The 17,771-nt window shown below is 71.7% G+C and carries 14 protein-coding genes; 11 read left to right on the forward strand and 3 right to left on the reverse strand.

The features are described from left to right. The first annotated feature begins 165 nt into the window (after positions 1-165). The 5 genes from BMZ92_RS03395 (at position 166) to BMZ92_RS03415 (ending at position 7,539) form a co-directional block, all read left to right on the forward strand. Entirely contained in the window at positions 166-2,979 is a 2,814-nt protein-coding gene (locus tag BMZ92_RS03395) for a tetratricopeptide repeat protein (RefSeq protein ID WP_091504145.1), read from the forward strand. Between the two features lie 176 nt (positions 2,980-3,155). Next, positions 3,156-3,746, forward strand: a complete 591-nt coding sequence (locus BMZ92_RS03400; protein ID WP_091504146.1) for a 2-oxoacid:acceptor oxidoreductase family protein — start codon at positions 3,156-3,158, stop codon at positions 3,744-3,746. Next, complete coding sequence (locus tag BMZ92_RS03405) at positions 3,730-4,911, forward strand: transketolase C-terminal domain-containing protein (RefSeq protein WP_091504147.1); 1,182 nt, start codon at positions 3,730-3,732, stop codon at positions 4,909-4,911. Before BMZ92_RS03400 ends, BMZ92_RS03405 begins: the two co-directional genes overlap by 17 nt. A 10-nt stretch (positions 4,912-4,921) precedes the next feature. After that, positions 4,922-5,923: a thiamine pyrophosphate-dependent enzyme gene (locus BMZ92_RS03410; protein WP_091504148.1), complete on the forward strand. Its 1,002-nt coding sequence runs from the start codon at positions 4,922-4,924 to the stop codon at positions 5,921-5,923. After that, positions 5,920-7,539 carry an NAD(P)-binding protein gene (locus tag BMZ92_RS03415; RefSeq protein ID WP_091504149.1) on the forward strand — a complete coding sequence of 540 codons (1,620 nt, stop codon included), beginning with the start codon at positions 5,920-5,922 and terminating at the stop codon, positions 7,537-7,539. The genes BMZ92_RS03410 and BMZ92_RS03415 overlap by 4 nt, the downstream gene beginning before the upstream one ends. Before the next feature lie 62 nt (positions 7,540-7,601). On the opposite strand, the gene BMZ92_RS03420 is transcribed toward BMZ92_RS03415, so the two are convergent. After that, positions 7,602-7,997, reverse strand: a complete 396-nt coding sequence (locus BMZ92_RS03420; RefSeq protein ID WP_177228515.1) for an Hsp20/alpha crystallin family protein — start codon at positions 7,995-7,997, stop codon at positions 7,602-7,604. A 234-nt stretch (positions 7,998-8,231) separates the two neighbouring features. Here BMZ92_RS03420 and sqr point away from each other — a divergent pair, with 234 nt between their 5' ends. The 3 genes from sqr to BMZ92_RS03435 are packed head-to-tail and all read left to right on the forward strand — an operon-like array spanning position 8,232 to position 10,281. Further along, positions 8,232-9,485 (forward strand): type III sulfide quinone reductase, selenoprotein subtype, encoded by a 1,254-nt coding sequence (gene sqr, locus BMZ92_RS03425; RefSeq protein ID WP_091504151.1) that lies wholly within the window; start codon positions 8,232-8,234, stop codon positions 9,483-9,485. After that, the gene (locus BMZ92_RS03430; protein ID WP_091504152.1) at positions 9,482-9,799 is read left to right on the forward strand and encodes a TusE/DsrC/DsvC family sulfur relay protein; all 318 of its coding nucleotides are present in this window, start codon (positions 9,482-9,484) and stop codon (positions 9,797-9,799) included. Before sqr ends, BMZ92_RS03430 begins: the two co-directional genes overlap by 4 nt. 14 nt (positions 9,800-9,813) lie before the next feature. Further along, complete coding sequence (locus BMZ92_RS03435) at positions 9,814-10,281, forward strand: DsrE/DsrF/DrsH-like family protein (protein ID WP_091504153.1); 468 nt, start codon at positions 9,814-9,816, stop codon at positions 10,279-10,281. 40 nt (positions 10,282-10,321) lie between these two features. Here BMZ92_RS03435 and BMZ92_RS03440 read toward each other — a convergent pair whose 3' ends face one another. Further along, positions 10,322-10,996 carry a CBS domain-containing protein gene (locus BMZ92_RS03440; protein ID WP_091504154.1) on the reverse strand — a complete coding sequence of 225 codons (675 nt, stop codon included), beginning with the start codon at positions 10,994-10,996 and terminating at the stop codon, positions 10,322-10,324. A 653-nt stretch (positions 10,997-11,649) separates the two neighbouring features. On the opposite strand from BMZ92_RS03440, the gene BMZ92_RS03445 reads away from it, so the two are divergent. From BMZ92_RS03445 to cydC, 3 genes are all read left to right on the forward strand, one after another. Further along, positions 11,650-13,044, forward strand: coding sequence for a cytochrome ubiquinol oxidase subunit I (locus tag BMZ92_RS03445; protein WP_091504155.1), 1,395 nt, complete (start codon positions 11,650-11,652; stop codon positions 13,042-13,044). An 11-nt stretch (positions 13,045-13,055) separates the two neighbouring features. Continuing rightward, positions 13,056-14,063: a cytochrome d ubiquinol oxidase subunit II gene (gene cydB, locus BMZ92_RS03450; RefSeq protein ID WP_091504156.1), complete on the forward strand. Its 1,008-nt coding sequence runs from the start codon at positions 13,056-13,058 to the stop codon at positions 14,061-14,063. Positions 14,064-14,402: 339 nt separating this feature from the next. Beyond that, positions 14,403-17,375, forward strand: a complete 2,973-nt coding sequence (gene cydC / locus BMZ92_RS03455) for a thiol reductant ABC exporter subunit CydC (RefSeq protein ID WP_245782887.1) — start codon at positions 14,403-14,405, stop codon at positions 17,373-17,375. A 3-nt stretch (positions 17,376-17,378) separates the two neighbouring features. Here cydC and BMZ92_RS03460 read toward each other — a convergent pair whose 3' ends face one another. Further along, the gene (locus BMZ92_RS03460) at positions 17,379-17,723 is read right to left on the reverse strand and encodes a spore germination protein GerW family protein (protein ID WP_091504157.1); all 345 of its coding nucleotides are present in this window, start codon (positions 17,721-17,723) and stop codon (positions 17,379-17,381) included. Positions 17,724-17,771: the final 48 nt, after the last annotated feature.

Below are 17,771 nucleotides of genomic sequence, written 5' to 3' on the forward strand. Positions count from 1 at the left end.
GCGGGAGTGCTGCAGGCCTGCTGTGACCACGATGCGGTGCTAGGCCAATCGGGTGGGCGTTCTCCGGTACAGCCCGGGAGTCCTGCATTGTTGTCCCAGGTCGTTGGTGTTTCCGAGGGCTCGAGGTCCGGTGGACTCCGGAAGCATCGGAAGGGAGCGCGGCGGGTGGAGCCAGATCCGCGAGCGCGGTTCGTCGACCAGCTCAAGCAGTTGCGGGTGCAGGCCGGCAACCCGACGCTGGCCGATCTGGAGACGCAGGACCCGGCCTGGCTGAACCAGAAGACCGTGTCCGATCTGCTCCACGGGAAGTTCGCGCGGGTGCCGCCCTGGGAGCGGGTCTCGGCGTTCGTGACCGCGTGCGTGCGCATCGGCAAGGCCAAGAAGCGCGTGATGCCGCCGGACGAGATCCTGCTTGAACAGTGGCGGCACCGGCACGAGTTCCTGGCCGTCGCCTTGGACCAGGTCCCTCCCCGCAACCGGGGCGCGCCAGCCGACAACGGCACCCCCGAGGTTGGCCGGGTGGGCCTCGGACACGGCGGCGGCTCAGATCCGGGGTCGGCGCGGGGCGGGGGACGGCGTCGTTTCGGAGCGGTGCCACCGCGTGCCGGGGCGTTCCAGCAGCGTCTCGCGGCGAGGGCGCTGGCCGACACCGCCGCGGGCGGGGGCACCACCGTCCTCATCGGTACCGGAACAGCGCAAGTACTGACCGGCCTCGGTGGGGTGGGCAAGACCCAGTTGGCCGCCGACCACGCCCACACCCAGTGGGACCACGGGCGGGTGCGGCTGCTGGTGTGGATCTCCGCCCGCAGCCGAGTGGCGATCACCTCCGCCTACACCGAGGTCGCGGTCGAGCTGCTCGGTCAGGACCCCGCCACGCCGGAGCGGGCCTGGAGGCGGCTGCTGGAGTGGCTCGCCGAAACCACCGACCCCTGGCTGGTGGTGCTCGACGACCTGCAGGACCCCAGCCACCTCACGGGACTGTGGCCACCGCACACCCCCTGCGGGCAGGTGGTGGTGACCACTCGCCGTCGCGACGCCGCCCTGCACAGTTACCAGCGTCATGTCGTCGAGGTCGGCCTGTTCGCCCCCGAGCAGGCGCTGGCCTACCTCACCGAGAGACTCCCCGAGCGGGGCCCCGTGACCACGGAGTTGGCCGGTCTCGCCGGCGACCTCGGACACCTGCCCTTGGCCCTGGCCCAAGCCGCCGCCTACCTGGCCAACAAGCCGATGCTCACCACCGCCGCCTACCGAGCCAGACTCGCCGATCGGCGAACGAAACTGCCCGACGTGCTGCCCCGGGAACCGCACCTGCCCGACGAACACGAGCGCACAGTGGCCGCGACCTGGTCTCTGTCGATCGAGGCCGCCGACGAACTCGACCCCGCCGGCCTCGCCCGCCCGGCGCTGGAGCTGGCCTCGCTGCTCGACCCAGCGGGAATCCCCACCGCCGTCTTCACCACACGCGCCTTCACGAACCACCTCACCGCGCGGTTCAACCGCGATGTCACCGGCGACGACGTCCTCGACGGCCTGGAATGCTTGCGACGGTTCAGCTTGATCACCCTGCACCCCGAGCAACCCCACCACGCCGTCCGTGTGCACGCCCTCGTCCAGCGCGCCGTCCGCGATCCTCTCACGACCGGCCACCTCGCCGAGCTCGCGAGGACCGCCGCGGACGCGCTGGTTCTCGTCTGGCCCGAAATCGAAACGAACCAAGAACTCGCCCAGGCACTGCGGTCCAACGTCACCACGCTCCAGAGCATCGCCGAAGAACACCTCTGGCGTGCCGGGGGACATCCGGTGCTGTTCCGCCTCGCGCGCAGTCTCGGCGACGCCGGGCTTCTGGATTCCGCCGTCGCCGTCAACCACCGACTGCTCGCTCAGGCCTCCGCCCGGCTCGGTCCCGATCACGCGGACACGCTCACGATTCGCTACAACCTCGCCCGGTTGCGCGGGGAGGCCGGGGACCCGGCGGGCGCAGCCGCGGCCTACGCGGAACTGCTCGCCGACCAGCTGCGCGCGCTGGGGCCCGAGCACCCCCACACCCTCGCCGTGCGCGCGAACCTCGCCCGGTGGCGCGGGGAAGCCGGAGACCCCGCGGGCGCGGCCACCGCCTTGGCGGAACTACTTCCCGACCGGCTGCGAATCCTGGGACCCGACCACCTCTACACCCTCGCCACCCGCCACAGCCTCGCCTACTGGCGAGGAGAAGCCGGGGACCCAGCGGGCGCCGCCACGGCCCTCGCCGAGCTGCTCCCCGACCAACTGCGAGTACTGGGACCCGAGCACCCCCACACCCTCGCCGTGCGCGCCAGCCTCGCCCGGTGGCGCGGGGAAGCCGGAGACCCCGCGGGGGCAGCCGCGGTCTTCGCCGAACTGCTTCCCGACCGGCTGCGAGTCCTGGGACCCGACCACCTCTACATGCTCATCACCCGCCATGCCCTCGCGTACTGGCGAGGGGAGGCCGGGGACCGGGCGGGTGCCGCCGCAGCCCTGACCGAACTGCTCTCCGACCAACTGCGGATCCTGGGACCCGACCACCCCCACACACTGCACACCCGAGGCAACCTCGCGCGTTTCCGCGGAGAGGCCGGGGACCCGGCGGGCGCCGCCGCCGCGCTCACACAACTGCTCTCCGACCAACTGCGGGTCCTCGGACAAGACCACCCCCACACCCTGCGCTCATGGAACAACCTGGCCGCCGCCTACCTGGCGACGGGCGACGTGCGGCAGGCGATCGCGCTGTACGAGACGGCACTCGCCGGGCGGGACCGGGTGCTGGGTGCGGATCACCTGGACACCTTGGCGACACGCAACAGCCTGGCCGGCGCCTACCTGGCCGCGGAGGACAGGGAGCAAGCGAGGAGGCTGTACGAAACCACGCTCGCCGACGCTGAACGCGTACTCGCACCCGATCATCCCCTGACCAAGGCGATTCGCGCGAACCTCAACACCATCAAGGACCAGAGCAAGTCCTGACGGCGGCCGACGCCGTGCCGGGCTCGCCGACCACGTCGTCTGCCTGGGCAGGCCCCGGCGGCCGCACACCGTTTCGGGACCTTGGTCCACGCCACCGGTGTCTTGCCGCCCTTCGAGGGCCACCGCGGCCACTGCGATCGTCGGCGGCAACGTCCCGACCCGGAAGGCAGGCCGACGTGTTCGAGGTCCGCATCCACGGCCGTGGCGGCCAGGGGGCCGTCACCGCCGCCGAGCTGCTGTCGGTGGCCGCGTTCCTCGACGGGCGCCACGCACAGGCGTTTCCGAGCTTCGGCTCCGAGCGCACCGGCGCGCCCGTCGTCGCGTTCTGCCGCCTCGACGGCAAGCCCATCCGCTCACGCGAGCCCGTCGTGCGTCCGGACGGGCTCGTCGTGCAGGACGCGACCCTGCTGCACCAGGTACCCGTGTTCGACGGCTTCGCGCACGACGGGTGCCTGCTGGTGAACTCACCGCACGACTTCGCCGAGCTCGGTCTCGCCGACGTCGTCGCCCGGCTGCCACCGGGCCGCGCGCTGACCGTGCCCGCGACCGCGTTGGCCCGGGAGCACCTGGGCCGTCCGGTGCCGAACGTGGTGCTGCTGGGCGCTTTCGCCGCTCTCACCGGGCAGGTCCGCATCGAGTCCGTCCAGGCAGCCATCCGCGAGCGGTTCTCCGGCCGCGTGGCGGACGGCAACGTCGCGGCTGCCAACGCTGCCTGCGACCACGTCCGCGAACAGCTGAAGGAGCAGTCCCGTGTTGCGGCAGATTGAGGGTTCCCGCGCGGTCGCCGACACCACCGCGCTATGTCGTCCCGAGGTGGTCTGCGCCTATCCGATCTCCCCGCAGACGCACATCGTGGAAGCGCTTTCCGAGAAGGTGAAGAGCGGCGCGCTGACGCCGTGCGAGTTCGTCAACGTCGAGTCCGAGTTCGCCGCGATGTCCGTCGCCATCGGCGCGTCCGCCGCCGGAGCTCGCGCCTACACCGCCACCGCCAGCCAGGGCCTGCTCTACATGTCCAAGGCCGTGCACAACGCGGCCGGGCTCGGCCTGCCGATCGTGATGACCGTCGCGAACCGGGCGATCGGCGCGCCGATCAACATCTGGAACGACCACAGCGACGCGATGTCCCAGCGCGACTCCGGCTGGCTGCAGCTCTACGCGCGGGACAACCAGGAGGCCGCCGACCTGCACGTGCAGGCGTTCCGCATCGCCGAGGAGCTGTCGCTGCCGGTGATGGTGTGCATGGACGGGTTCGTGCTCACGCACGCCGTCGAACGCGTCGACCTGCCCTCCCAGGAGCAGGTCGACGCGTTCCTCCCGCCGTACGCGCCACGCCAGGTCCTCGACCCGGCCGAGCCGGTGACGATGGGCGCGATGGTCGGGCCCGAGGCGTTCACCGAGGTGCGCTACCTCGCCCACCTCAAGCAGCAGCGGGCGTTGGACGTCATCCCCGAGGTCTCCGGCCGGTTCGCCGAGGTCTTCGGGCGCGACTCCGGGGGCCTGGTGCACCCGTACCGGATCGAAGACGCCGACGTGGTCGTCGTCGCGCTCGGCTCGGTGCTCGGGACGCTCTACGACACGATCGACGAGCTGCGGGAGACCGGCGCCCGCATCGGCGCGCTGGGCATCACGAGCTTCCGGCCGTTCCCGGCACGGATCGTGCGCGAACTGCTGGGCGGCGCCCGGCGCGTTGTCGTGCTGGAGCGGGCGTTCTCGCTCGGTTCGGGCGGGATCGTCACCGCGGAGCTGCGGCTGGCCTTCGGCGGGGTGCCCGTGCCCTGCCACACGGTCGTCGCGGGCCTGGGCGGCCGGCCGGTGACCAAGCGGTCGCTGCACTTCGCGCTCGCCGACGCGCTCGCGGACACGTTGGAACCACTGGTTTTTCTCGATCTGGACCGGGTCAGCGTTGAGCGCGAGCTGGCCAGGGCCCGGTGAGGAGCCGATCATGAACACCCAGCCCGTGAAATTCTACCAGACCGGCAGCTTCGTGGCGGGCAACCGCCTGCTCGACGTCGAGGTGCGCACTGTGCAGGCCAGCACGGCCCGGACGAACGCGCTCGACTCCGGGCACCGCGCGTGCCAGGGCTGCGGCGAGGCGCTGGGCGCGCGGTACGCGCTCGACGCGGCGATGCGCGCCACCGGCAACCAGCTGATCGCCGTCAACGCGACCGGGTGCCTGGAGGTGTTCTCGACGCCGTATCCGGAATCGTCCTGGCGGCTGCCGTGGCTGCACTCGCTGTTCGGCAACGCGCCCGCGGTCGCGACCGGCGTGGCGGCGGCGCTGAAGGCCAACGGCCGCACCGACATCCGCGTCGTCGGGCAGGGCGGGGACGGGGGCACCGTCGACATCGGATTCGCCTGCCTGTCGGGCATGTTCGAACGCGACGACGACGTCCTCTACATCTGCTACGACAACGAGGCCTACATGAACACCGGGGTGCAGCGTTCGGGCGCCACTCCCCCGGCCGCCCGCACCGCGACCACCCCGGTGCTCGGGGCGGAGCCCGGAAACGTGTTCGGGCAGGGCAAGGACGTGCCGCGCATCGCGATGGCGCACGAGATCCCCTACGTCGCGACGGCGACGGTCGCCGACCTGCACGACCTCGAGGCGAAGGTGGCCCGCGCGATGGAGTTCCGCGGCGCGCGGTACCTCCACGTGCTGGTGCCGTGCCCACTGGGCTGGGGCAGCGCCTCCCGCGACACGATCCGGCTCGCCCGGCTGGCGACGGAATCCGGCGTGTTCCCCGTGTTCGAGGCCGAGCGCGGGGAGGTCGTGGCGGTGTCGAAGATCCGCCACCGGGTGCCCGTCGAGGAGTACCTACGCCCGCAGGCGCGCTACGCCCACCTGTTCGGCGAACCGCCCGCCACGGCGGTGCTAGCCCGCATCCAGGAGCTCGCCGACCGCAACATCCGCCGCTACGGCCTGCTCGGCGAGGAGGAACGATGAAGACCGAACCGTTCGCGATCACCCTGCGCGCCGACTCCGGCCTGGCGAACAAGACCGGTTCGTGGCGCAGCGAGCGCCCCGTCTACCGCGATTTGCTGCCGCCGTGCAACAACGCCTGCCCGGCGGGCCAGAACGTCCAGCAGTGGCTCTACGACGCCGAGGACGGGAGCTACGAGCGTGCCTGGCGGCAGATCATGGCCGACAACCCGCTGCCAGCCGTACTAGGCCGCGTCTGCTACCGCCCATGTGAGACGGCGTGCAACCGCGGGCAGCTCGACGAGGCGGTGGGTATCAACTCCGTCGAACGCTTCCTCGGCGACGAAGCGCTGAAGCAAGGCTGGACGCCGGACGCACCCGCCCCGGCGACCGGGAAGCACGTGCTGGTCGTCGGATCCGGCCCGGCCGGCCTCTCGGCCGCGTACCACCTGAGGATGCTGGGCCACGCGGTTACGGTCTTCGAGGCGGAGTCCGAGCCCGGCGGGATGCTGCGCTACGGCATTCCGCGCTACCGGCTGCCGCGGGAGGTCCTCGACGGGGAGATCCGGCGGATCACTGCGCTGGGCGTCGTGATCGAAACCGGTCGTCGGGTCTCGGATCTCGACGCGACCCTGCGCGATGAGGGGTTCGACGCCGCATTCCTCGGCGTGGGCGCGGGTATCGGGAAACGCGCGTACCTGCCCGCCGGCGACTCCGCCCGGGTCCTCGACGCCGTGGCGGTGCTGCACGACATGGAGGGCGAGCACCGGCCGTCGCTGGGCAGGCACGTCGTCGTCTACGGGGGCGGCAACACCGCCATGGACGCCGCCCGCACCGCCCGGCGCCTCGGCGCCACTGACGCACTGGTGGTGTACCGCCGCACGCGGGAGCGCATGCCGGCGCACGCGAGCGAGGTCGCCGCGGCAGAGGCCGAAGGCGTCCGGTTGCGGTGGTTGTCGACGCTCGCGCACGCCGGGCCCGGCGCGGTGACCGTGGAGAAGATGCGCCTGGACGACACCGGTTTTCCGCGGCCCACCGGGGAGTTCGAGGAGCTGACCGCCGACTCGGTCGTCCTCGCGCTCGGGCAGGAGGCCGATCTGTCGGTGCTGTCCGGGCTACCCGACGTGTCCGAAGAGGACGGTCACGTCGCTGTCGGCAAGGACCGGATGACGGGTCACCCCGGTGTGTTCGCGGGCGGCGACGTCGTCGGCGGTGAGCGCACCGCGACCGCCGCGGTCGGGGACGGCAAGAAGGCCGCGCGCGCGATCGACGCGTGGCTGCGCGGCGAGGCGTACCAGCAGGGCCCCAAGCACCCGCCGGCCGACTACGGCGGCCTGAACACCTGGTACTACAGCGACGCGCCCGCGACGGTGCGGCCCCAGCTCGACGCCGCGCGGCGCACGTCCACGTTCGACGAGGTCGAGGGCGGCCTGGACGAGTCGAGCGCGCTGTTCGAGGCGAGGCGCTGCCTGTCGTGCGGCAACTGCTTCGGCTGCGACAACTGCTTCGCCGTGTGCCCGGACAACGCGGTCGTCAAGCTCGCGGACGGCGGGTACGCCATCGACTACGACTACTGCAAGGGCTGCGGCCTCTGCGTGGCCGAATGCCCCTGCGGCGCCATGGAGATGCGGCCGGAGTAGGGCTGAACGAAACGGGGCGCCGGCACCTCTGAGAGGATGCCGGCGCCCCTTTCCTCAGGTGGTCAGGTCGCCACCTTGACCGGAATCTCGCGCGGCTCGGTCTTGACCCGCACGGGGATCCGGACTTCGAGGACGCCCGCCTCGTAGGCCGCCGTCACGTGCGCGGGGTCCGCGCCTTCGGGCAGCCGCAGGGTACGGCCGAACGCGCCGTAGGCGAACTCGGTGTGCGCCTTGTCGTGCTTGACGAACTCCCGCTCGGCACGCAGCCGCAGCTCACCCCGGTCCACGGTGAGGTGGATCTGCTTCTGCGGGTCCATCCCGGGCAGTTCCGCACGCACGACGTACGTCCCGTCCTCGAAGTAGTCCTCGACGCGAACGGGGTGCTGGTCGCCGAACTCCTCTCCCAGCAACCGGACCACGTCGGGGATGAGTGTGGTCCGCGGAATCAAAGTAGGCATCTGACCTCTCCTTCCTCCGGTCATCGTCTCCGGACACCTTCCAGGCAAGTCCGGGTCCCGCCGCCGGGAAAGGGCGGCTGGTCACCGCACCGGAGGACCTTCGACCCGCGCTCGGCTGTCGTCGCGCGCGACGGCGAGGAGCACCATCGCGCGTCCGGCCGGAGGGCCGATCGTCCTCCGGACCCGGGTCCCCGGTCCCTACCGGGCCACCCGGGGAACGCCGAACGTGGGGGCATGACCAGACGCGTGGTGATCCTCGGCGGTGGCACCGGGGGAACGCTCACCGCCAACCGGCTGCGCCGGCGCCTCGGCGACGACGTCGAGATCGTCGTCGTGGACCGGGACGGCGACCACGTGTACCAACCGGGACTGCTGTTCGTCCCGTTCGGACTGGCACATCCCGAGGACCTCGTGCGCCCGCGGGAGCGGCAGCTGCACCGCGGCATCTCCTACCACGAGAGCGCGGTCGGCCACGTCGACCTCAAGGGGGACACGGTGCTCCTCGAGGACGGCACCACACTGGACTACGACGTGCTCGTCGTAGCCACCGGGGCGGTGCTGCAGCCCGAGGAGACCGAGGGCCTGACGGGACCGGGCTGGCAGGAGAACGTCTGCACGTTCTACGACCTCGACGGCGCACTGGCGCTGGAGGCCGCACTCGCCGGGTTCGCGGGCGGCCGCCTGGTGGTCAACGTGGTGGACCTGCCGATCAAGTGCCCGGTGGCGCCACTGGAGTTCTGCTTCCTGGCGGACTGGTACTTCCGGGAACGCGGGATCCGTGACCGGGTGGAGCTGACCTACGTGACCCCGCTCGACAGCGCGTTCACCAAACCCGTGGCCGCAGGGGTGCTGGGCGGCCTGCTGGAGGAGAAGGGCGTCGGTCTCGTCACGGAGTTCAACACGGGAGAGGTCGACGGCACCGCGGGACGGCTGGTCTCCTACGACGAGCGCACGGTCGGCTTCGACCTCGCCGTCGTCGTGCCGCTGCACGGCGGCGCCGCCTACGTGGGGCGTTCCCCAGCGCTCGGCGACGAGCTCGGCTTCGTGCCCACCGATCCCGCGACGCTGCAGTCGAAAGCCGCGCCGAACGTCTTCGCCCTGGGCGACGCCACCAGTCTGCCGGCGTCCAAGGCCGGCTCGGTCACCCACTTCGAGGGCGAGACGCTGGCCGCCAACGTCGCCCGCTTCCTCGCGGGCGAGCCGCTGCGGGCGACCTTCGACGGGCACACGAACTGCTTCATCGAAAGCGGCTTCGGCAAGGCACTGCTCATCGACTTCAACTACGACACCGAGCCCCTCCCCGGGCACTACCCCACGGGCGCGGGCCTGCCGCTGCTCAAGCAGTCCCGGCTCAACCACCTGGGCAAGCTGATGTTCTCGTGGCTGTACTGGCACAGCCTGCTGCCCGGCCGCGACATCCCCGGAATCGGCTCCGCCATGCCGCACGCGGGAAAGCTCCTCCCTGAGCAGGAAAGGACGCCGTCATGACGACCCGGACCTACGCCGGCACCACCGTCGAGGTGAACGACGAGGGCTTCTTCACCGACCCCGCGCAGTGGCGCGAGGACATGGCGCCCGCCATCGCCCGCGACGCCGGTCTCGGCGACCTCACCGACCAGCACTGGCAGGTCATCAAGTTCATGCGCGCCGAGTACGAGAGCAAGGGCACCGGACCGACCGTCCGGGCGCTGGGCAAGACCTCCGGCGTCACCGTGAAGGACCTCTACCGGCTGTTCCCGAAGGGGCCGGCCAAACTCGCCGCGAGGATCGCCGGCATCCCCAAGCCCCGCGGCTGCATCTGAGACGGGAGACGACGATGAGCGACAAGATCGAGAAGGTGTCCGTGATCGTGTCGAAGGGCTCGCTGGAGGGCGTGTACCCGGCGCTGATCATGGCGAACGGTGCGCGGGCCGAGGGCATGGAGGCGAACCTGTTCTTCACCTTCTTCGGCCTGGACGCCATCCACCGGCAGCGCCACGAGCACATCAAGCTCGCGACGGTCGGCAACCCCGGCCTGCACCTGGCCACGTGGGCGGGCGGCCTGCCGGGGATGTCGAGCGTCATGACGCATTACCTGTCGCGCAAGATGGACGACCTCGACATCCCGCCGATCCCGGAGTTCGTCGAGATGATTTCCGACAGCGGTGCCGGGCTCTACGCCTGCAAGGCCTCCGTCGACCTGTTCGGGCTCGGCAAGGACGACTTCATCGACCAGGTGCGGGACATCATCACCGTGGGCGAGTTCTACGACCTCGCGGCGGGCGGGCAGATCATCTTCACCTGACGGCGTGTCGCACGTTCAACTCCGCGGCGGAGGCGCGTACTCACCTCGGCCAGACGCCGCGGTTCGTGGGCTCCTGTGCCCGCACGTGGCTGTCGTCGAAGTCGAACGAGAGGCGGCAGACGACATCCACCACGCCGGGTACCTGGCGGGTGAGGGTTTCCGCGATGGGCACCGCGCTCCGCCGCTTCAGGCGCCCGGTCAGGGTGACGACGCCGTCGGTCACCTCGATGCTCACGTCGCCCTCCGGCACGCACAAGGCCCTTTCGAAGACCTCGACGGCGATCTCCTCCCGCAGCTCCTCGTCGCCGCGGGCGAAGATCCGCACGATGTCCGAGCGGCTCAGCACGCCTTCGAGCTTGCCGTAGCGGTCGACGACGGGCAGCCGCTTCACGTGCCGCCGCGACATCCTGCGCGCGGCCTCCACGATGGACTCTTCCGGCCCGATGGTGGACACCGGCGCTGCCATGAGGTCTTCGGCCGTCCGCGCCGAGGACCGGGCCCGCCGGTACCGCCCGGCCCACCGGCCCGCCGGGACCTCCTTGTCCATCAGGTCGGCCTCCGACACGACACCGACCACCGTGCGCTCGTCGTCGACGACCGGCACCGCGGAGATCCCGGCCCCGACGAGGATGCCCACGACGTCCTTGACCGGAGTCGTCCGCCGCACCGACCGCACCGCCGTGGTCATCAGGTCACGCACCAGCAGCCGCCTCATAACCGCTCCTCGAGTCGTGTCATCAGGGACAGTTCCAGGGTCACCGCGCCTGACCCGCCGCGGGAGAGCAGCACGTCCCCACCCGGGACGACCTTGGCCCTCTGCTCGCGCGTCCCGGGCCGAACGTGCCCCTCGGCGGAGTCCTTCAGCCCTTCGTGCCTGGACACGAGGTCGTCGGCTATGTCGCCGGCCGGGCTAGGGACTCGACAGGGTTCGCCGAAAGCGAGCGGGCGCCGCGCTTACCCCGTCACCGGCTAGGAACGGCGGTGGCCGATTGCCAGCCGCGCCCGTTCGCGTTCCCAGCGCGCGTGGCGCCGCCGGTCTCCGGCGCACAGCAGCGATACGATTCGTCCACAGAGGACAAGCGCGAACACGGATCACCACGGTCGCGGTCACGGCGACGGTCATTGCGCCGAGGCGCGTGAAGTAGGCAGCGGAGCCGGGTTCCCGCGTCCGTCGAGCCAGCCAGCACCGCGCTTTCGACCCGGTCTCCCGGCCGCACGGGCGGGTGTTCCACCGAGAAGCGTCCGAGATTCGCGCTCGTGCGCCGGACGGTCGTAGTCCCTCCGATGAGATGACCAAGGACCCTCGCTCGTCCCGCCGTCGCACGGCCAGTCTGAACGCGATCTTGACCCGGGAGCAGGGAGGGACCGATGAGCCCGCTGGATCTGGCGCGGTGGCAGTTCGGCGTCACCACCGTGTACCACTTCATCTTCGTGCCGCTGACGATCGGGCTTTCCCTCCTCGTGGCGGGCATGCAGACGGCGTGGGTGCGCACCGGCCACGAGAAGTACCTGAGGATGACCAAGTTCTGGGGCAAGCTGTTCCTGATCAACTTCGCCATGGGCCTCGTCACGGGCATCGTGCAGGAGTTCCAGTTCGGCATGAACTGGAGCGACTACAGCACCTTCGTCGGTGACATCTTCGGCGCGCCACTGGCCATCGAAGGCCTGCTGGCGTTCTTCCTGGAGTCCACGTTCCTGGGGCTGTGGATCTTCGGCTGGAACCGGCTGCCGAAACGCCTGCACCTGGCCACCATCTGGCTCGCCGCGATCGGCACGGTGCTGTCGGCCTACTTCATCCTCGCCGCGAACTCGTGGATGCAGCACCCGGTCGGCTACGCGGTCAACCCCGCCACCGGCCGCGCCGAGCTGAAGGACTTCGGCGCCGTGCTCACCAACTCCACGGCCGTCGGCGCGTTCGCGCACACCATCACGGCGTGCTTCCTCACCGCCGGGGTCTTCGTCGTCGCGATCAGCGCGTGGCAGCTCAAGCGCAAGCGCGCCACGGAGGTCTACCGGCCGTCGATGAAGCTGGCGCTGGTGACCGTCCTGATCGCGAGCCTCGGCGTCATCGTCACCGGTGACCTGCAGGCACGGCTGATGACGCAGCAGCAGCCGATGAAGATGGCCGCCGCCGAAGCCCTCTACGACACCGTCTCGCCCGCGTCGTTCTCGCTGTTCACCGTCGGCTCGCTGGACGGGTCGAAGGAGGTCTTCAGCATCCGCGTGCCGAAGGTCCTGTCGTTCATGGCGACCGGGTCGTTCGACGGCAAGGTGGAGGGCATCAACGACCTGCAGGCCACCGAGCAGCAGACCTACGGGCCCGGCTACTACAAGCCCGACATCCCCACGACCTACTGGACGTTCCGCATCATGATCGGCCTCGGTTTCCTGATGGGCCTGCTGTCGCTGGTCGGGTTGTGGGCCTTCCGCAAGGGCCGCATCCCGCGCTCGCGCTGGTTCTACCGTGCCGCGATCGCCTCGCTCGCCGCACCGTTCGTGGCCAACTCCGCAGGCTGGATCTTCACGGAGATGGGCCGGCAGCCGTGGGCCGTGTTCGGCGTGCTCAAGACCGCGAGCGGCGTCTCCCCCACCGTCGGCGCCGGGAGCGTGCTCACCTCGCTGATCGTGTTCACCGTGCTCTACGGCATCCTGGCCGCCGTCGACGGCGTGCTGATGTTCCGCTACGCGAAGGCGGGACCGCCCGAGCCCGCGCCGGAACCCTCCGAAGTGGACGCCGAGCGTCCTCCGGTCTTCGTCTACTAGGAGAAGAAGCCATGGCTCTCACCGACATCTGGTTCCTGCTCATCGCGGTGCTGTGGACGGGCTACTTCGTGCTGGAAGGCTTCGACTTCGGGGTCGGCATGCTGCTGCCGGTGCTCTCCCGCGACAACACCGACCACCGGGTCCTGGTCAACACCATCGGCCCGGTCTGGGACGGCAACGAGGTCTGGCTGCTCGTCGCGGGTGGCGCGACCTTCGCGGCGTTCCCGCTGTGGTATGCCAGCCTGTTCTCCGGGTTCTACCTGGCACTGCTGCTGATCCTCGTGGCGCTCATCGCACGAGGGGTCGCGTTCGAGTTCCGCGGCAAGATCGACAGCCCCCGCTGGCGAGCCTGGTGGGACCGCGCCATCGTCGGCGGTTCGCTCGTGCCCGCGCTGCTGTGGGGCGTCGCGTTCGGCAACATCGTCCGTGGTGTCCCGCTGGACGCCCAGCACCACTTCACCGGGAACCTGCTGACCCTGCTCAACCCCTACGCCCTGCTGGGCGGGCTGGCCACGCTGAGCGTGTTCACCCTGCACGGCGCGGTGTTCCTCGCACTGAAGACGACTGACGAGTTGCGACAGCGCGCCCGCACGCTCACCGGGCCGCTGGGCGCGCTCGCCGTGCTGTGCGCCGGATCCTTCCTGCTGTGGACCCAGCTGGCCCACGGCGAGACCTGGACGTGGGCGCCGCTCGCCGTCGCAGCGGTGGCGCTGGCCGGTGCGGTGCTCGTGGCCCGTGCGGGGCGCGAGGGCTGGGCGTTCCTGTTCACCGCCACGGCGATCGTGGCGACGACCGTGCTGCTGTTCGGCTCGCTCTACCCCGACGTCCTGCCGTCCACGACGGACGCGGCGAACAGCCTGACCACCACCAACGCCTCGTCCACGCCGTACACGCTGAAGATCATGACGTGGGTCGCCGTCGCGTTCACCCCGATCGTGCTGCTGTACCAGTCCTGGACGTACTGGGTGTTCCGCAAGCGCGTCACCCGCGCTTCGATCCCGGCGGGCCAGGGGCTGTGAAACCGCTCGACCCGCGCCTGCTGCGCCACGCCGCCGCCGCGCGCCCCTTCATCCTCGGGTGCGCGGCGCTCGGTGTGACCACCGCCGGCCTCGTGATCGCCCAGGCCGATCTGCTCGCCACGACGATCTCGCGTGCCTTCCTCGGCGGGGCGGGGCTCGCCGCCGTCGCGGTGCCGGTCCTCCTGCTCGCGCTCGTGGTGCTCGGCCGCTCCTTCGTGTCCTGGCTCGCCGAGACCTCCGCGCACCGCGCCTCGGCGGCGGTGCTGACGCAGCTGCGCGCGGCGATCGTCGGCCACGTCCTCGGGGCCGGGGCGCCGGGCGGAGCGCTCCCCCGCCGAGCTGGCCACCCTCGCCACCCGCGGCGTCGACCGGCTCGACGGCTACTTCGCGCGCTACCTGCCGACGCTGCTCGTCGCCGCCGTCGTGCCCGCCGTCGTCGGGGCGCGGATCCTGTTGTCGGACTGGCTTTCGGCGGTCATCGTCGGCATCACCACGCCCCTGATCCCCGTCTTCATGGTCCTCATCGGGCTGTACACCCAGCGCGAGGCGGGCAAGCAGTGGCGCACGCTGGCCATGCTGGGCAACCACTTCCTCGACCTCGTCGCCGGGCTCGCCGTGCTCACCGCGTTCGGCAGGGCGCGGGCCCAGCTGCGTAGCCTCCGCGAAATCACCCGCGCCTACCGCGTGCAGACCATGAAGACCCTGCGCGTCGCGTTCCTGTCCGCGCTCGCGCTCGAACTGCTCGCCACCCTCTCGGTGGCGCTGGTAGCGGTCTCGATCGGCCTGCGGCTGGTCGCCGGGGAACTGGACCTGCACACCGCGCTCGTCGTCCTGATCCTCGCCCCCGAGGTCTACCTCCCGCTGCGCACCGTCGGAGCCCGCTTCCACGACAGCGCCGAAGGCGTCGCCGCGGCCGGGGAGATCTTCGAACTGCTGGAGGAGAAGCCACCAGCGCGGGGGGCGGGCAGGCCGGCGCCGGACCCGTCGGTCGTGCCCGTCCGGTTGAGCGGGGTCACCGTACGCGGCCGGTCCGCGCCGGTGCTCGACGACCTCGACCTGCGGATCGAGCCGGGCGAGGTCGTCGGCGTCACCGGCCCCAGCGGCGCCGGGAAGTCCACCCTGCTGGACCTCCTGCTCGGCTGGTACCCGCCGGACGGGGGCCGGGTGCTCGCCGACGGGGTCGACCTCGCCGAGGTGGACCGGGCCGCGTGGCAACAGCGGGTCGCATGGGTTCCGCAACGGCCCCGGCTGCTGACCGGGACCATCGCCACCAACATCCGGCTCGGCAGACCGGACGCACCGGACGCGGACGTGGCGGCCGCCGCGAGCGCCGCCGGTCTGGACCTGCCGCTCGACACCCCGGTCGGTGAACTGGGCGCCGGGCTCTCGACCGGGCAGCAACGCCGCGTCGCGCTGGCCCGCGCGCTCCTGCTCGACCGCCCGCTGGTGCTGCTCGACGAACCCACCGAGGGCGTCGACGCCGAGACCGAAGCGGAGATCCTCAGCTGCCTGCCACTGGCGCTCGCGGGACGGACCGCCGTCATCGTGACCCACCACGAAGCCGTGCTCGGGGTTTGCGACCGCGTGGTCGAGCTTCCCGCGCCCGATCCGGCTCCGGTCCCGGCGATCGCACCGGTCCGGCTGGAGCGCCCGCAGGAGGAGGACGCCGAGGACCGGACCGGCGGCGGGTTCGCCGCCGTCGTCAGGCCGTACCGGTGGCGGCTCGCCCTCGCCTGCCTCGCCGGGGCGCTCGCACTCGGCAGCGGCGTCGCGCTCACCGCCACCTCGGCGTGGCTGATCTCCACGGCCGCGCTGCACCCGCCGATCCTCACCCTGACCGTCGCGATCGTCGCCGTGCGCGCGTTCGGCATCGCGAAGGGGGTGCTGCGCTACAGCGAACGTCTCCTGTCACACGATGTCGCGCTCCGCACCCTGGCCGGTCTGCGGGTACGGGTGTGGGCCTCGCTGGTGCGGCTCGGGCCCGCGCTCACCGAGCGGATGCGGCGTGGCGACCTGCTCGCACGGTTGCTGTCCGATGTGGACAACCAGCAGGACCTGCTGGTCCGCGTGCTCGTGCCGGGGGTGTCGGCGGCGGTGGTCGCCTGCGGGGTCTCGATGGGTATCGGCGTGCTGCTGCCCGAAGCGGGAGGGCTGCTGTTCCTCGGGCTGCTGGGCGCCGGGATCCTCGCGCCCGCGCTGTCGGCACTCGCGGCGCGCAGGGCCGAACGGGACACCAGCGTCCTGCGCGCCGAAACGACGTCCGGGACCGTCGAGGTCCTCGAAGCGGCGCCGGACCTGATCGCGTTCGGCGCGCAGGACGCGCGGCACGACGCGGTGCGGGCGACCGGTGCCGCGCTGACGGCCGCGTTGCGGCGCTCGGCGCGCGCCCGCGGGCTGGGTGCCGGGGTCGGCACGCTTTCGCTCGGCGCCGCGATGCTCGGCTGCCTGCTCGCCGGGATCGCGGCCCTGCGCTCGGGCAGGCTGCCCGGTCCGGAGCTCGCGGTGCTGGCGCTGACGCCGCTGGCCACCGCGGAACTGGTGGCCGCCCTGCCCGAAGCGGCGCAGCGGTTCCTCGCCGCCCGCCACAGCGCGCACCGGCTGGCCGAGCTCAATCGCACCCCCTCGCCGGTGGTGGAACCCGCGGAACCGCGGCCGCTGCCCGCACCGGCCGCGCTGACGGTCAGCGGCCTGGCGGTCCGCTGGCCCGGCGCCTCCCGTGAGGCGGTGTCCGATGTGGACCTCGCCGCGGGCCCGGGGCGCAGCGTGGTGCTGACGGGCCCGTCCGGCTCCGGCAAGAGCACCACACTGGCGGCGGTCATGCGCCACCTCAGCCCGTCCGCGGGGCGCATCCGCCTCGACGACACCGACATCGGACGGTGTGCGGGAGACGAGGTCCGCGCCGCGCTCGGCTGGTGCGGACCGGGCACCCACCTGTTCGACAGCACGCTGCGGGAGAACCTCCTGCTGGCCCGGCCTTTGGCCACGGACGCCGACCTCGCGGCGTGCCTCGCCCGCGCGCGCCTGGGCACGTGGTTCGCCGGGCTCCCCCACGGTCTCGACACCCCGCTGGGCGCGCACGGCACCCCCGTCTCCGGTGGCGAACGCCAGCGCCTCGGCGTGGCCAGGGCCTTGCTGGCCGACCGGCCCGTGCTGCTCCTGGACGAGCCCACCGCCCACCTCGACGCCCGCACCGCGGCCGGGCTCGCGGCCGACCTGGCCGCGGTGGCGCGCAACCGGCCGGCGGTACTGGTCACCCACCGGCCCGCGGACTTCCCGGAGCTGCCAGTGGTCCGGGTGCGAGCCGTGGGGTGAGGCTCACCCCGCGGCCTTGGCCCGGGCCTTCACGCTGCGGGCCCGGGTGGCCAGCAGCGCGATCAGGACCGCGCCGATCGTCAGGAACAGGCGGTTGACGTCCACCGCGGGCAGCCACGTGACCTTCGCGTCCTTGACGACGTAGGCACCGACGGGCCGGGCGCCGACGCCGAAGCCGCCGCCCTCCCCTTCCTGCCCCTTCTCGTCGCGCCCGTTCCCACCGCCCGCGCCACCGGACACCGTCGCCGCCGGGATGATCACCACACCGTCGTGCTCGTAGGGCTCCCCGTACACCCGCCGGACGGAGATGGCCTCCCGGACCGTGGTCGCCAGTTCTGTGAACTTCATGTCCTCCTCCTCAGGGTTTCGCTCGTTCGAAACTGCACCCCGCGCGGG

The organism is Amycolatopsis sacchari, assembly GCF_900114035.1.
Taxonomy (GTDB): domain Bacteria; phylum Actinomycetota; class Actinomycetes; order Mycobacteriales; family Pseudonocardiaceae; genus Amycolatopsis_E; species Amycolatopsis_E sacchari.

Excerpts from the sequence above, each read along its gene's own strand:
- BMZ92_RS03410 (WP_091504148.1), top strand. The coding sequence starts at position 4,922 with ATGAACACCCAGCCCGTGAAATTCTACCAGACCGGCAGCTTCGTGGCG.
- BMZ92_RS03415 (WP_091504149.1), top strand. The coding sequence starts at position 5,920 with ATGAAGACCGAACCGTTCGCGATCACCCTGCGCGCCGACTCCGGCCTG.
- BMZ92_RS03420 (WP_177228515.1), bottom strand. The coding sequence starts at position 7,997 with ATGCCTACTTTGATTCCGCGGACCACACTCATCCCCGACGTGGTCCGG.
- sqr (WP_091504151.1), top strand. The coding sequence starts at position 8,232 with ATGACCAGACGCGTGGTGATCCTCGGCGGTGGCACCGGGGGAACGCTC.
- BMZ92_RS03430 (WP_091504152.1), top strand. The coding sequence starts at position 9,482 with ATGACGACCCGGACCTACGCCGGCACCACCGTCGAGGTGAACGACGAG.
- BMZ92_RS03435 (WP_091504153.1), top strand. The coding sequence starts at position 9,814 with ATGAGCGACAAGATCGAGAAGGTGTCCGTGATCGTGTCGAAGGGCTCG.
- BMZ92_RS03440 (WP_091504154.1), bottom strand. The coding sequence starts at position 10,996 with ATGAGGCGGCTGCTGGTGCGTGACCTGATGACCACGGCGGTGCGGTCG.
- BMZ92_RS03445 (WP_091504155.1), top strand. The coding sequence starts at position 11,650 with ATGAGCCCGCTGGATCTGGCGCGGTGGCAGTTCGGCGTCACCACCGTG.
- cydB (WP_091504156.1), top strand. The coding sequence starts at position 13,056 with ATGGCTCTCACCGACATCTGGTTCCTGCTCATCGCGGTGCTGTGGACG.
- BMZ92_RS03460 (WP_091504157.1), bottom strand. The coding sequence starts at position 17,723 with ATGAAGTTCACAGAACTGGCGACCACGGTCCGGGAGGCCATCTCCGTC.